The organism is Candidatus Desulfatibia sp. (assembly GCF_036446775.1).
Taxonomy (GTDB): domain Bacteria; phylum Desulfobacterota; class Desulfobacteria; order Desulfobacterales; family UBA11574; genus Desulfatibia_A.
Genome location: NZ_JAZFTO010000155.1, coordinates 1 through 13,992, shown reverse-complemented (window position 1 = coordinate 13,992; position 13,992 = coordinate 1). Strand labels below are relative to the sequence as shown.

Annotated in this window: 16 protein-coding genes; 10 read left to right on the top strand and 6 right to left on the bottom strand. The window is 43.2% G+C overall.

Annotated features, from left to right (window positions below; translation table 11 throughout):
• The 10 genes from V3S16_RS07750 to V3S16_RS07705 all read left to right on the top strand — a co-directional run.
• The coding region (locus V3S16_RS07750) for an ATP-binding protein (protein WP_413884103.1) at nucleotides 1-305 on the top strand (305 nt) is incomplete at its 5' end.
• A 223-nt stretch (nucleotides 306-528) separates the two neighbouring features.
• Nucleotides 529-735 (top strand): hypothetical protein, encoded by a 207-nt coding sequence (locus V3S16_RS07745; RefSeq protein WP_413884102.1) that lies wholly within the window; start codon nucleotides 529-531, stop codon nucleotides 733-735.
• Nucleotides 736-825: 90 nt separating this feature from the next.
• Nucleotides 826-1,761 carry an ABC transporter ATP-binding protein gene (locus V3S16_RS07740; RefSeq protein ID WP_413884101.1) on the top strand — a complete coding sequence of 312 codons (936 nt, stop codon included), beginning with the start codon at nucleotides 826-828 and terminating at the stop codon, nucleotides 1,759-1,761.
• 1 nt (nucleotide 1,762) lies between these two features.
• Entirely contained in the window at nucleotides 1,763-2,467 is a 705-nt protein-coding gene (locus V3S16_RS07735; RefSeq protein WP_413884100.1) for an ABC transporter permease subunit, read from the top strand.
• An 11-nt stretch (nucleotides 2,468-2,478) separates the two neighbouring features.
• Entirely contained in the window at nucleotides 2,479-4,677 is a 2,199-nt protein-coding gene (locus V3S16_RS07730) for a GldG family protein (RefSeq protein WP_413884099.1), read from the top strand.
• A gap of 12 nt (nucleotides 4,678-4,689) precedes the next feature.
• Complete coding sequence (locus V3S16_RS07725) at nucleotides 4,690-5,676, top strand: DUF4340 domain-containing protein (protein ID WP_413884098.1); 987 nt, start codon at nucleotides 4,690-4,692, stop codon at nucleotides 5,674-5,676.
• A gap of 204 nt (nucleotides 5,677-5,880) precedes the next feature.
• Nucleotides 5,881-6,444, top strand: coding sequence for a DUF2617 family protein (locus V3S16_RS07720; RefSeq protein WP_413884097.1), 564 nt, complete (start codon nucleotides 5,881-5,883; stop codon nucleotides 6,442-6,444).
• 81 nt (nucleotides 6,445-6,525) lie between these two features.
• Nucleotides 6,526-6,918 carry a YbjN domain-containing protein gene (locus V3S16_RS07715; protein WP_413884096.1) on the top strand — a complete coding sequence of 131 codons (393 nt, stop codon included), beginning with the start codon at nucleotides 6,526-6,528 and terminating at the stop codon, nucleotides 6,916-6,918.
• A 99-nt stretch (nucleotides 6,919-7,017) separates the two neighbouring features.
• Nucleotides 7,018-7,722, top strand: coding sequence for a PspA/IM30 family protein (locus V3S16_RS07710; protein WP_413884095.1), 705 nt, complete (start codon nucleotides 7,018-7,020; stop codon nucleotides 7,720-7,722).
• Nucleotides 7,723-7,735: 13 nt separating this feature from the next.
• Nucleotides 7,736-8,281, top strand: coding sequence for a DUF4178 domain-containing protein (locus V3S16_RS07705; RefSeq protein ID WP_413884094.1), 546 nt, complete (start codon nucleotides 7,736-7,738; stop codon nucleotides 8,279-8,281).
• Nucleotides 8,282-8,291: 10 nt separating this feature from the next.
• Here the strand turns inward: V3S16_RS07705 and V3S16_RS07700 are convergent, their stop codons facing one another.
• From V3S16_RS07700 to V3S16_RS07675, 6 genes are all read right to left on the bottom strand, one after another.
• Entirely contained in the window at nucleotides 8,292-9,827 is a 1,536-nt protein-coding gene (locus tag V3S16_RS07700; protein WP_413884093.1) for a polyamine aminopropyltransferase, read from the bottom strand.
• Between the two features lie 145 nt (nucleotides 9,828-9,972).
• Nucleotides 9,973-10,212 (bottom strand): hypothetical protein, encoded by a 240-nt coding sequence (locus V3S16_RS07695; RefSeq protein ID WP_413884092.1) that lies wholly within the window; start codon nucleotides 10,210-10,212, stop codon nucleotides 9,973-9,975.
• Nucleotides 10,213-10,223: 11 nt separating this feature from the next.
• Nucleotides 10,224-10,877, bottom strand: coding sequence for a hypothetical protein (locus V3S16_RS07690; RefSeq protein WP_413884091.1), 654 nt, complete (start codon nucleotides 10,875-10,877; stop codon nucleotides 10,224-10,226).
• Between the two features lie 20 nt (nucleotides 10,878-10,897).
• Complete coding sequence (locus tag V3S16_RS07685; RefSeq protein ID WP_413884090.1) at nucleotides 10,898-11,743, bottom strand: DUF350 domain-containing protein; 846 nt, start codon at nucleotides 11,741-11,743, stop codon at nucleotides 10,898-10,900.
• A gap of 195 nt (nucleotides 11,744-11,938) precedes the next feature.
• Nucleotides 11,939-12,991: a potassium channel family protein gene (locus tag V3S16_RS07680; RefSeq protein WP_413884089.1), complete on the bottom strand. Its 1,053-nt coding sequence runs from the start codon at nucleotides 12,989-12,991 to the stop codon at nucleotides 11,939-11,941.
• On the bottom strand, nucleotides 12,984-13,421 hold the full coding sequence (locus V3S16_RS07675; RefSeq protein WP_413884088.1) for a thermonuclease family protein: 438 nt from the start codon (nucleotides 13,419-13,421) through the stop codon (nucleotides 12,984-12,986). Before V3S16_RS07675 ends, V3S16_RS07680 begins: the two co-directional genes overlap by 8 nt.
• Between the last annotated feature and the right edge of the window lie 571 nt (nucleotides 13,422-13,992).

Genomic DNA, 13,992 nt, shown 5'->3' with positions numbered 1-13,992 from the left:
GCCAAGGATGCGGTAATTGTGAAGAAAGCTGTCAGGTCGGTGCGGTGAGCGTTTCTGAAAAAGAACAGTACGCTGTTGTAAACCTGGACCGCTGTCTTGGATGCGGCGTTTGTGTCTCTAACTGCCCGACTGAATCAATATCCCTTTTGAAAAAACCTACCGAAGTAATACCACCACAAACACGTGAAGAACTTGTTGATATTATAATGGAAAGGAAGAAAGGTAGATTTGGGAAATTAATGTTGACAGGAAAACTTTATTTCGATGCTGTCCGAACAGGACAGACTCATCTTTTAAAACCATGAGGAAAACCATTTGGTGAGTTAAACTTCGCGCCGGAAGCCGCTTTAGCCAAAGCAACAGAACCCTCTGACTTTGAAACAGACCGGTTATTTCGTGATATGGATATCATCAGAAGGCCCCGTATCGCCCCGCCGCTTGAAAGTATCAAAAGTTTATTGTAACGTATAGAAGCTCTCATTATTCCGGTGCGGGGGAGTTTCATAAAATCGTAATGCGATTTTATTTATGGATAAGAAAAAATTGAAATTGGTCCTTTCTCGTGAGGCATTGATATTTAGCCTTGTTGTGATTGCTGGCATTCTGATTGCGAAAATCGGCTATGGTGTGCGCAGCGGGAAAGATGCTAATATTTCCGGAGTAATTTTGTATATCTTTTGCCAACTTATTCGTTTACTAAGATGGACCATTAAGATAAGGTTTATTAAGGGGTAAAATTAACCAGACAGCAAACAGTAATTTTGACCCGCACCTTCGGAGAACAGGTTAAGTTGGAAGTAAAAATAATTAAGCAAGGAGAGAAAAATGATCCATATTGAGAATCTAACAAAACAGTATAAGGATATCTGTGCCGTGGATCAAATCAACTTCGACATCCATAAAGGTGAAGTCTTGGGACTGCTGGGGCCCAACGGCGCCGGCAAAACCACCACACTTCGAATGCTCACCGGCTTTCTGCGGCCCACCGCCGGAACTATTCGTGTCAAAGGCTTCACCATTGCGGAAAATCCTTTAGAGATCAAAAAACTGTTAGGTTACCTTCCGGAATCGGCACCGCTTTACCATGATATGATCGTTTACGATTACCTGGATTTCGTCGCCAATATCCGGGAAATTGACGGAAATGAGAAACTCAAACGGATTAAGTATCTTGCAGACCTGTGCGGTCTTAACGATGTTATGCACCAACCCATCGGCGAACTCTCCAAGGGCTTTAAACAACGGGTGGGGCTCGCCCATGCCATGATGAGCGACCCGGAAATACTGGTTTTGGACGAGCCCACATCGGGCCTTGATCCCAACCAGATCATTGAGATTCGAGAGATTATCAAACGCATCGGAAAGGAAAAGACCGTTATCCTCTCCACCCATATTCTCAGTGAAGTCGAAGCTGCGTGCGACCGGGTTGTCATCATCAAACAGGGTAAAATCATTGCAGACGGCAGTCTGGAAACCCTTAAGCAATCTGCCGGTAGAAAGAACCGCATAAACATTTTGCTCCTGAATTCAGATTATGAATCGGTCAAAAAAGAGCTCGGTTCCATTGAGGGCGTTGAGGAGGTACAAATGGAGACGAATAATGAGGGTGTCCTTCAGGCAAGCGTTATCTGCCGACCTTCGGCTGATCTTCGGGGCGATATTTACCGGAAAATCAAAGAGACCGAATGGATTTTGATAGAACTTTATCAGGAAACGCAAACCCTTGAGAATATCTTCCGAGAACTTACTACGGAGAACTAAGATGCGGCAGGTTATTCATATTTTCATCAAAGAGTTCAGAGGCTATTTTGTCACCCCTATCGCCTACATTGTTATATCCATTTTTCTTATCGTCACGGGGTGGTTCTTTTTTTCAACTTTTTTTCTTTTTAACCAGGCCAGTCTTCGAAACTTCTTTGATCTGCTCCCCCTTATATTCTCCTTTATCATCCCGGCCGTCACCATGCGGCTGTTTTCCGAGGAGCTTAATGTCGGCTCTTATGAGATTTTGCTGACCCTTCCCGTAACCTATCACGACGTAATTCTTGGAAAATTTATAGCAGCAGTCGCTTTTGTGGCGGCTATGCTGGCTCCCACCCTGGCCTATCCCATAAGTATATCGTTTTTAGGTAACCTCGACTGGGGTCCGGTGGCAGGGGGATACATCGGTGCGATTTTTCTGGGTGCCTCCTATGCAGCCGTCGGGCTTTTGGCCTCATCGCTGACGCGCAATCAGATCATTGCCTTTATCATCGGCACGGCCATTTGCATCAGTCTCACATTGATCGACAAAATGCTTTTTTTCCTTCCCCGAACGTTGTTGCCATTTTTAGAATATCTGGGAGCCGATTTTCACTTCCAGAACATTTCAAAGGGCATTATCGACTCAAGGGACTTGCTTTATTTTCTGAGTATTATTTTTATCAGTCTCTACGGCACACATCTTGCGCTGCAAGAGAAAAATTAAGGGAAATTTAAATGGGTCTGAAAAACATATCCGCAAAATATATAAAATTTCTTGCTTATCTGCTTGTTATTATCCTGGTCAATTTGGCAGGAATAACACTTTTTTTCAGGATTGATCTGACGGAAAACAAGATATACTCTATCTCAAATGCCAGCAAACGGGTAGTATCCACCCTTTCGGAACCATTGACCATTAATGTTTTCTTCACCCGCAACCTTCCAGCGCCCCACAATAGTACCGAACAGTATCTCAAAGACCTGCTAAAGGAGTATGCGACCTATGCCAATCGATACTTTAACTACCGCTTTTATGATGTCAGCCCTGATGAGGGCGATATCAGTCGGGGAACTATGGAAAATCGGGAATTGGCGAACAATTACGGCATTCATCCGGTTCAGATTCAGGCCTTTGAAAAGGATGAAATTAAATTTCAGACGGCTTACATGGGCCTTGTGCTGATCCACGGCGATGTCATTGAACGTATCCCCACGATTACATCCACGGACGGACTCGAATACAAGCTGACAAACGCCATTTTAAAACTCAACAACAAGGTCAGCGCCCTCTTAAGCCTGCCCGAAAAAATCCGAATCAAACTTTTCCTCTCCTCTTCCCTCGAACAGGTTGCACCGTATATGGGATTGAACCCACTTACTGAAATACCCGCAAAAATAGAGCGCATTGTAAAGAGACTCAACAACAAGCATTACGGCCAACTGCAATTCGAATATTTGGATCCCTCCACAGATCAGAACCTTAAAAAGGAATCTGAGAAGTATAACCTTGTGAGCCTCTCATGGCCGGCGCTTTCCGGAAAAATCAAGCAGGGTAAAGGCGTCATAGGTCTTGTGATGGAATACAAAGACAAATCAGTTCATATCCCGCTGTTGCGGGTTTTCAAAATTCCGATCATAGGAACTCAGTACCAATTGACGGATATAAATCAGATGGAAGAGATCATCAACGAGAGCCTGGAATCCCTCATCGATATCAACGAGAATATAGGTTTGCTGGCAAGTCACGGCACCCTCGATGTTGAGGGCTCCTTCCAGACCGGCCCAACCCGGCCGGGAGATTCGGATCAGGTAAACAACTTTCGGGAACTTATATCGGAAAACTACACGATTAAGGCCGTCAATCTTAAAGAGGGCAACATTCCTAAAGGCCTCGACTGCCTGGTCATTGCGCGGCCCACGGAAACCTTCAGTGACTATGAGCTGCTTCAAATCGACCAGTTTCTGATGCAGGGCAAAAGTTTAGCCGTCTTTCTGGACGCCTTTAACGAGGTAATGCCGCCCAGTCCTCAGGGCATGGCCTTCAGGGGACAAAATCCTCGTTATGTTCCCCTGAAGACCGGACTCGAAAAACTTTTGGCCCATTACGGTGTCAGCATCAGAAAGTCGTATGTCATGGACGAAAGCAGCTTTAAACAGAGAACTCCGGCACGATTCGGCGGCGGGGAACGACCCATTTATTTTGCGCCGGTGATCAAAAACCGCAATATCAACCACGATTTGGAATTTATGAAGAATATTAAAGGTCTTATTGCCTTAAAAATTTCCCCGCTGGACTTGGATACGCAGCGCATCAAGGAAAACGGTCTTGCGGCCCACAGGCTCTTTTCCTCTTCGGAAAAATCCTGGGAAATGAGCGGGCAGATTAACCTCCATCCCATGTTCATTCAGCCGCCGAAATTAGCCGATGATATGCAGAGCCTACCCCTGGCATATATTATCGAAGGTGAATTTCCCAGTTATTTTGACGGCAAACCCATTCCCGAGAAGACTTTGGCAAAGGGTGATGTTAAAGAATCAGACGCTCAGAAAGAACCGGACAAGAAACCCGATGTTGATCTTTCGAAAATAAAGGGTGAAGGCGAATTTCTCTCCCAAGGAAAACCCGGCAAAATCTTTTTGATGGCATCCTCGGATATGCTCAAGGACAATATCCTCGACCCAAAAGGCCGCAATCCGAATACCATGTTTATCATGAATCTGCTGGATTACCTGAACAACCGGGAAGACATTGCCGTTATGAGAAGCAAGGAGCAGCGCTTTAATCCTTTGGCTGATACCGGTCCGGGGATCAAGACAGTCATAAAATCTTTTAACATCGCGGGGTTGCCCGTACTGGTCGTACTGTTCGGTCTAACGGTCTGGTTCCGCCGGCATTCGCGCAAAAAACACATCCGGATGATGTTTCAGAAATAGGAAACGGCACCCATGAAACTCAAGAAAGAGTACGGCATTCTTTTTATTGTGATAGCAGCGCTTTCTTTATATCAGATTCTCCGCAATCCGGACAAAATCAGCTACCGGTTGCCGGAGTTGTCCGAAATCTCAAAAGGGAACATTACAAAAATTGAAATTTCAAAACCCGAAGGCCCCATCATATTGAGCAAGACTGCTAATGGATGGAAGCTTCTGCCCCAGGGTTATCCGGCCGACACGGGCAGAGTTAAAAACATGCTGAACATCATCAGAAAACTCACCCTGACAACCCTGGTTTCCGAATCCAAATCCTATGACCGCTATGGTCTGGATAACGAAAAAAAAATTGCGGTGAAAGCCTGGCAGGGGGAACAACTCGAACGGGAATTTGAGGTGGGCAAAACGGCCTCATCTTTCCAGCACACCTTTGTCCGGATCGCCGGAGACCACCGCGTCTATCATGCCCGCCAAAATTTCAGAAGCGACTTTGACCAGACCATGGAACGTCTCAGGGACAGGAATGTGCTTTCTTTTGATAAAGCAGAAATTCATGAAATCCACATCATCCGGGGCCGACAATCGATGGTCATCACCCGCAGGCAGATACCGGTGACTGTTACTGCCGCTAAAAAAGAGCAAGCCCAGGAGGCCACAGTTTCGGAAACCGAAGCCTTGTGGCAGACTGATGAGGGTAAAAAAGTTGATGAATCCAAATTGAACCCCCTACTTTCGACCCTTTCCAACTTAAGCGGTGATAAATATATCAGTGGCCGCGAAAAAGGGGATTTCACTGATCCGATTTATAAAATTTTGTTAAAAGGCACCCGGGATTACTCCCTGTCCGTATTTGCCAAACCAGACAAGGATAGTGAAAACTACCCCGCTGTTTCTTCTGGAAACGACTACCCGTTTGAACTGCCCGAATGGAAGGCAGACGATATTATGAAAAACCCGGATGAGATGCTGGTAAAAGATGAAACAAGCAAAACTTCAAAATAAAATCGGCCTAATCAAAAAATGGTTATACAGAACTTATTTCGGCACCGTCATAATTGATGAAAAACAGAGAATCTTTATGAATTTTTAAAATTTGAATCCAAAAAATCAAGATTTACAAACCACATCTTTAATGATATTAATCTAATGTTTGAGAGGACAGATGATCCCTGACACAATAGAGTTGGTGGCAATAGGAAAATGAGCATGGATTCTCCACAGTACATTGATCTTTCAGCCTCGGACCTGTGCCTTACGGTTTTGGCAGCAGATGTGGATGCCTCGCAGTTTGCCGTGCACATGCAGGACCGGGCTTCAGGGTTCGGCTTTGAGGTTGAGGCCAGGGTTATCGGCGCGAGCCATTTCATCAGCTTTAAATATGCTGACCTGCAGATCCATGAGGTCGTTTCCTGCGCGGAAGTAAAGGCTTCATCTGCAAGGATATATTACGGTTCGCTGGAGGATGTTTCAGATTCGCTTGACCTGAGTCTTTTCAGCAAGGTTTCCTATGCTTTCACTCCGCGTATTATCAAGGCCGGTTTAGGGGATGGCGAGCCCCTGCGCATTGAGCGCATGGCCCAGAGCGCCGGGCAGCATAAGAATCAGCTTGGATTGGTATACGAGTTCTCAGGCTTTAAGGGTCTTGCGCAGCCAAAAACAATAATCTGGCTTGGGCTTGATGAGTCAGGGGCAAAGGTATCCACGATTCATTCATATCCCAACGAGAGGAACATTGTGGTCACTCAAAGCCGGATCAGGATTGAACGTTGACAGGAAGGAACTTGCAGATAACGATTTAACGCTTGTCAACTAGGTAACCAGTAAACCCAGTTAACCCAATTGGAGGTGTTTATGAGTGAAAAATTTAAACTGGTCAAAGAGTATCTTCATGATATGGAATTAGCCATAATAAGTGAAAACATTGAAGAAGAACTTGTTGTTGTGGAAGACGAGGAAAAAGGCATTAAAAATCTCATCATAGATTGCGAAGAACCGATACTTGTTCTCGAACAGGTCATCATGAAAGTTCCGCCAAGTCCGACAGATTTTTTCAAGCGCCTTTTGCAGATGAATCGAAATCTGGTCCACGGCGCCTTCGTGATTGATGAAAATGCAGAGATTATTCTTTTCCGGGATACCCTTCAGCTTGAAAATCTGGACAGGAACGAGCTCGAAGCCTCTATTCAGGCATTGAGCCTGGCACTGTCAGAGTACGGATCTGAACTTTTGGAGCATGTTGCTTGATTTTAGGCAATTCGTCAAATGTTTCACGGGTTAAATGTGTATGCAACAAACGGTTTAGCCGATGAACAAATCAACGATTTTATAAGGAGGAAGTTAATTATGTCACTTTTCAAACGCCTTTTCAAAGTTGGCCAGTCGCAAGCCCATGCGGTTGTAGATAAATTCGAAGATCCTATAAGGATGACAGAGCAAGGGATCAGGGATCTGAAAAAAGATCTGCTAGAGGCCATGACCAGTCTGGCCGAGGTCAAGGGGATTGCTATACGGACGAGAAAAGATTCTGAAAACAATAAAAAAATTGCCGCTGACTATGAAAGAAAGGCGATGCTCCTTTTACAGAAAATACAAAACAATGAAATGGATGCCCAGGATGCTGAGCGAATTGCAACCGAGGCCCTTTCAAAAAAGGAAAATCATGCCAATGAGGCCGTCAGGTTGGCGCAGGAAGCTGAACGCCATGAACAGATGGCAAATAAATTGCAGTCAAATGTCAGCAAGGTAAAATCAAGTATAACAACCTATGAAAATGATCTTATTACCTTAAAAGCCCGCGCCAAAACAGCAGCATCCACCAAGAAAATCAACAAGCAACTGGCAAATGTCGACTCTTCCGGTACAATTGCAATGCTGGAAAAGATGAAGGCCAAGGTTGAAGAAGACGAATCCCTTTCCCAGGCTTATGGTGAGATTGCAAGTGCCGATAGAAGCGTTGATGATGAAATTAATGCCGCACTTGAAAGCGGTCAGAAAGTGGCTGCATCGGATAGTCTTTTGGAACTGAAAAAGAAGATGGGAATCACATAGGACTGGAGATAAAATGAGTTGGAAAGATCTTTTTAAAAAGAAAAAGGGCAACGGACCCGATCCTTTGGCAGAACTTACCCTATCCAAGCTTCGGGTTGGCTATATGGTGGACTTTGACATGAAAACATGGCGGGTTACAGCATATAATCAGTATGATTGGGGTTCCGGGGATCTCACCTACGAATGGCAGCTCGAAAGTCTTGATGAGACCATTTATCTGGAAAGAGAGGCCGATGATGAGGACGATTGGAGCATAGGCAGAAAAATTGCCATTGGCCGCCTTGGATCCGGAATAAAAGCACACATTCGTAAAGATGAAGCCCCGCCTGATGAAATTACATTTGAAGGCATAACCTACTATCTCGAGGAGTCGGGCAGCGGGCATTTTCTTAAGGACGGAAAAGGCCCGGGACAGAAGTTTTTTGTATGGGACTATGAAGACGATTCCGGCAAAAAGTTCCTTTCCATTGAACAGTGGGGAAAAAATGATTTTGAGGCGTCAACGGGGATATCTGTTGAGGAATATCAATTTACAAACATTCTGCCGGGGAAAAAATAGTTCATGACACTCAATTCCAATATTTCCATCCTTCTAAATAGTACTTGAGCACCACCGGCTTGTCTATGGTACTGACCTGCGGATTCTTGCCAATCAAATCCTTTGTGAAAATAAAAAGGTTTCTAACGATGTCGTCTTCAAGATACCGGGTCGGCACCTTAATCTTGATTTTGTCGATAGACAGCTTCATCTTTGAGGCCATTACAAATCCCCAGTCACCAAAGGACGGGATATATGCATGATAGGGGTTAGTGCTCATACCGGTTGCTTTGATGGTATTGTTGATGCACCAAAAGGCCTTGTTTGAGAAAAACGGACTCGTGGCCTGGGTGAGAAAAATCCCGGTACGCGCCAGGTGTGAGGCCGCCAAATGATAAAATTCCTTGCTGTATAGCCGCGCCAGGGACGTATTGTTCGGATCGGGCAGATCCGCAATAATAACATCGAACAGATCTTTTGTGTTTTTAAGAAATATAAAGGCATCTTGGTTAATTATCTTAACCTTAGCATTTTTCAGGCTTTGCTGATTAATTTTACTTAAAAGCGGGTTATCACGCGAAATTCGAGTTATTACAGGGTCAATGTCAACAATGGTCACCCTTTTGACATCACTATACTTTAAAACTTCACGGACTGCCAAACCATCTCCACCGCCTAAAATAAGAATGTTATATCTGTAAGGTGCGACTCCCAAAGGGATGTGTACCAAAACTTCGTGATACCGATATTCATCGATGGATGAAAACTGAAGATTTCCGTCAATATACATGCGGATGTCATCTTTGTTTTTTGTTAAGACAATCTTTTGATATCTGGTCTGTTGGGAAAATATAATTCGATCCTGATAAAGCTCTTTGCTCAAGTTATGCATAAGAGACTTGGAAGAAAAGAACATGGTAAAAAGAAACAGACAGACGCCAATTGCCGCCACCGTATAGTACTTTCTTTGACTGATCCGTAGTTCTTCCTTAAAGCACCACAGATTCAAAAAACCGATTCCCATATTGACAAGTCCAAAAAACAGAGAGCTCTTAAAGGTTCCCAGAAAAGGAAGAAACAAAAATGGGAAAAGGAGTGTGGCGATAAAGGCACCAAGATAATCGACCGAAAGGATATTTGATATATTGATTTTCAACGTATAGTATTTTCCCATGATCCTTGTTAATAAAGGGATTTCCAGGCCGATTAACGTACCGATAATCAGGATCAGGAGAATCATAAAAATCGTGTAAGAATTTGTATAGGCGTAGCCGAAATAAAGGACGGGTATACTGGTCCCGCCGACAAAGCCGAGAATAATTTCAATGGCTATGAATTTTGAAAGAAGGTTGGTTTTAAAAATCCGGGATATATAGGCACCGATCCCCATGGCAGCCATATAGAGACCGATGGTGATGGAAAACTGTTTGACACTGTCGCCCAGAAAATATGCCGAAGCTGTCGCGATTAAAAGCTCATAGATAATGGAACAAAGGCCCGCGATAAATACGGACAATATCAGGATGGAGATCTCTTTATGTGATTCAAGTTTCGATTCTTGGTTCATAATAAAACTACGAAAAAGAGTGGGGAAGGTGCCAAGAAAAAATCTGCGGGTTGTCGGTTTTATGCATGCGTATGGATGTTAAATGTATGACAGGTAATATCTTTTGCCGGAATTTGCAAGGGGCTGAGGCCGTAAATATAAAACGTCATTTCCCGGATCTGGGTCCCCTGCTACTGGGGCTGGACCCACCCACACTGCCGGTTCTCACACTGGGGCCCGTGTAATAACGAGGGCCGCCAAAATACCAGAATGAAGGATAATAGGTAGCGCCTCTATAATAGCCCGCATACCCCCATCCGCCCATACTGGAACGCAATATTAAAAAATAAAGTACTGCCAGGATGACAATCAGCCCGAGAACAACACTTCCTCTTTGACTGCGCATAAGGGCTCCTTTCAATCAACCTCAATCGCTTCTATCATTTTGGTAAATGTCTGATTGGCGATTTCATTCACTACAACACCGATAATTAGCGCTATTATCCCTGCAATTAGAAACGGTAATGGAGACCCTCTTTTCCGATGTACTAAAATTGTAATATTACCACTTACATTACGCGATCTTTCGGATTCAAATTCGAAATAATAGGTCCCCTTTTGAAGGGTCATCTTCATCTTGTAGCTATTCTTGCTTTCTGCCCACGGACCTTCACTATCCCGGCCAGACTCCGCCCAAAATTCTTCCCCGAAACCGAACAAATAATTTTTGTCCTGATCCAGGACATTGCCGGTTACAGAGCTCCATTGGCCGTAACTAACGCGTTGAAACACTTCAACAAGATAGACCGTACGATCCTTTTTAACCTGAATCGGCCCAACGATTCCTCCTTGTAACGGCAAACTTTTGGATATCGACTTCCCCCAGGAAAAGTTAACGACTAAAGCTGAAATCAAGCAAATAGAGCCAAAAGCGATCAATGCGATGGCGATCTGAGTCAATGTTTCCAGCTTACTCCCGGGTTTTTGAACCCCTAAGGGAACGGCCCTTTTTTCTGTTTTCATTTTTTGACCTTTAAGATATTTTTGGGAAAGATCGGATTTTTCCTCCACGTTATTTCTTCGTTAAATAATCATGACATGCTGAAAAACAAAATGGCCGAAAAACTGATGGCCATGATCATTTCAAGGAATCCTGCCCCAAGATTTCGATCGAATTGAATCTCGTGATTCAACGCCGCCCGGGGAATAATAACCTTGTCAAAAAAAATTCGAACAACCGGTAAAAGGATGAAAACCAAAACAACGTCCATGCCAAAGAATGACAAATTGTATTTCCAGCTGATAAAGTTTCCTGAAGCGCCTTTCATCAAAATAATACCAACAGCCACAAGGGTTCCACCAAAGGCAATGCCTGCGGCAACATTATCCTTTTCAATTTCCTCATGAATATCAAAAGGCGTTATGCGGTTATAGATCCAGGCAAAAGCAATTAAAGCCATCTGACCGAGAGCAAAAAACGCCAACGCTGTATGTACGCCGCCGCCTTCGCCATGTATTGCTCCGGCAACAATCATGCCCGAAGCAATGTAAGAGCCAAATTGAACCGCACCTGTGCCGACATTTCGATCTTCAATGATCTCCTTAACATTAGAAAATTTATAAAGAATCAGTTTGTCATTAATAAATCGGGAAATGTTAAGCAGAATGATCCCAAATATTGTATAACCGCCCACAAAAAGAAGATCCATAAGAATACCCTGTGACGGCCCCAGCAGGGCACCAATATAAATGATTGTCGTTGCGCAGAAATAGCCGCCGATACTTGTAGATAAAGCGACATTGTCCTTATGGGTCAATTCATCATCGACCTTATATGGCGTGAGAAAGTCATTGACCATTTTGGAGAACAAGACAATGAACATGAACAAAAGAATGAGGCTTGCGCCATGTAATATTTCATAACCTAGATTTTCCATGACCGCTCCTTTTTACTTTCAAGGGCTATGAATGGTTATTTGCCGCGAGTTAATGGATTCACTATGGGGGATCCAATTTTTGTCAAACATACGCATTCCCATTGTTAGTTTAGAGTGCCCAGGATAGCTGAAAATACTAAAGTTGTGTCATTCTGTCAACTTTATTTACTTTTCTAATAAATTAATCAATAAAAATCAAATTTCAATTCCTGCTAGTCGCGAGGGACCCAACATTATAGCCTTGTCACCCTTTTGAATTCCAAAATCCTTCTTACAGTTCAAGAATGTCTGGTCTCCTCTTTTGATGCCGATAACGACATATCCCTTATTTATTGACCATTCAATAAGTTCTGCCGCCTGCCATTTTTCCATTTTTTCAATATTTACCAAGTATAGCTGTTGTCCGTATGTATTGCTCGTAATTTCAGTGATAATAGTCTGTACTCCCGGGTCTTGCATTTCCTGGACAAGGAGGTTGGTTGTAAGAGGAGCGATACAGACAACACTGTCACATCCAGCGGCTTTAAACTGTTTAATTTTATCATTGTCAAGACATTCAACTACGGTGATCACGGAAGGGCTAAGGTTTTTCACTATGAGAATCGTCGCGAGGTTCTGATCGTCAGAATGTAGATTCACCGGATCTTTTGAAAGGACTATAGCGTGGCTGGCGGTATATAGGCATGCCCTTTTGAGTACAGACTCTTTTGTAGGATTTCCTTTTATGAAAAGAACATCCATTTTTTCAAGCTCTAAAGGAAGCTCGTCAAGTGTCTCATCAATCAAGCAAATTTGTTTGTATTTGCTGGATGGATCGAATTTCAACTCATCAATAAGTTTTATTATCTTCTCCAGGTTGTTGAAATTAATAATTATCACATGATTTGTAAGTTTCAGTTCAGCCATACCTCGCGATCTCCTTGATTTTGACTCTATCAGTTTGGAAGCTACTTCAGATAATATAAAGCCAAGCATTCCAATACCAAGAATCATTGTAGGAAGTCCAATGAAATATCTTCCGCCGGCACTTTCGGGAAAAAAATCACCATAGCCTACTGTAGTTATAGTAACGACAGCCCACCACAATCCATCTGACCATTTTAAATCAGGCTTGCTTTGCATCTCAAAGAAGAGATAGCCTGAGGCCGAAAACCAAAGGAGAGCCAAAAAAAACAGAACTGTTTTGAAAGACGTGATGTTGATTTTAGTAGTGTATTTAATGAAAAACTTGATGAGAAAATTAAACATCTGATCTTTCTTGCTCCCATAGAATTTTTAGTTTTTTTGCCCTTTCAGTGGTTGCTTTATTTCCCCACAACCCTTTTTTTGCTATACGGGCTTTCTTTTCTTCCACAAGATAGAAGGCCATTCTTTCGAAGGGGTAACGGATGTATACGAGAGCCATGCCATTTTTTATCATCTCAAGACCAATATCCTTCCCTCCGCATTCAATATAGGAGAGTACTCGGTTCTTGTCATCCAATTTAAACTCGATAAATCTCAAGGTCAGTTTTTTACCGGCGAACTGCTTGATTAAAAATGAAAACCCTTGTTGTGCAATGCCCGCCACATAAGGGTCGTTCACCGTGGGATCAAAGGATTTTATGCCTAAAATCTTAACGATGAAGTTCTGATTTTCCGTTTTAACTGCAATCTCGTCACCATCGATGGCCTTCACAAATTCTACTTCAGTACCGCTTTTTACTGAAAGTGATCCAGAAGCCGAAGTTAAACTTAACTTAAAGGATATGATTCTATAGGTAAAAAAAAATGATAAACTGAAGAGGATTATAATCATTGACCAATAAAAAATATTATAATGCGCTCGCATAGATATGACCTCTTAGATCGCGTTTGAAAGATCAGAATTCAAATACGCTTTTTGTATTTCAGATCTCGTAAATAATGATAGATGATGCGGTGATTTTTTGAACAAAACGTTCCATCTCTAATCAAAAAGTTGGGTTCAAAGGTTCAACGTTCAAAGGTTCAGAGGTTGGTCCCTCATTTAATTACCCCTATGAATTCAACTCTATAGGGAATAAGCGTGAAGCGATTAACCTCTCCGAGGCGTAGGATCGTGCCTCTACCAGCCGGAGGCCTGAACACTGAACCCGACTCGGCTGAGCTCGTCGCAGGCTGAACCTCCTAACCCAGACCGACCGGATGTTCAATTTTTGTGAAATCCCGCAGTATATAACGGCCTACGGTCATTTTTATCTGGTGAATGATGAGGTCTGAATTTACGA

Coding starts and splice junctions, on each gene's coding strand:
- V3S16_RS07745 (WP_413884102.1), top strand. CDS start 529: ATGGATAAGAAAAAATTGAAATTGGTCCTTTCTCGTGAGGCATTGATA.
- V3S16_RS07740 (WP_413884101.1), top strand. CDS start 826: ATGATCCATATTGAGAATCTAACAAAACAGTATAAGGATATCTGTGCC.
- V3S16_RS07735 (WP_413884100.1), top strand. CDS start 1,763: ATGCGGCAGGTTATTCATATTTTCATCAAAGAGTTCAGAGGCTATTTT.
- V3S16_RS07730 (WP_413884099.1), top strand. CDS start 2,479: ATGGGTCTGAAAAACATATCCGCAAAATATATAAAATTTCTTGCTTAT.
- V3S16_RS07725 (WP_413884098.1), top strand. CDS start 4,690: ATGAAACTCAAGAAAGAGTACGGCATTCTTTTTATTGTGATAGCAGCG.
- V3S16_RS07720 (WP_413884097.1), top strand. CDS start 5,881: ATGGATTCTCCACAGTACATTGATCTTTCAGCCTCGGACCTGTGCCTT.
- V3S16_RS07715 (WP_413884096.1), top strand. CDS start 6,526: ATGAGTGAAAAATTTAAACTGGTCAAAGAGTATCTTCATGATATGGAA.
- V3S16_RS07710 (WP_413884095.1), top strand. CDS start 7,018: ATGTCACTTTTCAAACGCCTTTTCAAAGTTGGCCAGTCGCAAGCCCAT.
- V3S16_RS07705 (WP_413884094.1), top strand. CDS start 7,736: ATGAGTTGGAAAGATCTTTTTAAAAAGAAAAAGGGCAACGGACCCGAT.
- V3S16_RS07700 (WP_413884093.1), bottom strand. CDS start 9,827: ATGAACCAAGAATCGAAACTTGAATCACATAAAGAGATCTCCATCCTG.
- V3S16_RS07695 (WP_413884092.1), bottom strand. CDS start 10,212: ATGCGCAGTCAAAGAGGAAGTGTTGTTCTCGGGCTGATTGTCATCCTG.
- V3S16_RS07685 (WP_413884090.1), bottom strand. CDS start 11,743: ATGGAAAATCTAGGTTATGAAATATTACATGGCGCAAGCCTCATTCTT.
- V3S16_RS07680 (WP_413884089.1), bottom strand. CDS start 12,991: ATGTTTAATTTTCTCATCAAGTTTTTCATTAAATACACTACTAAAATC.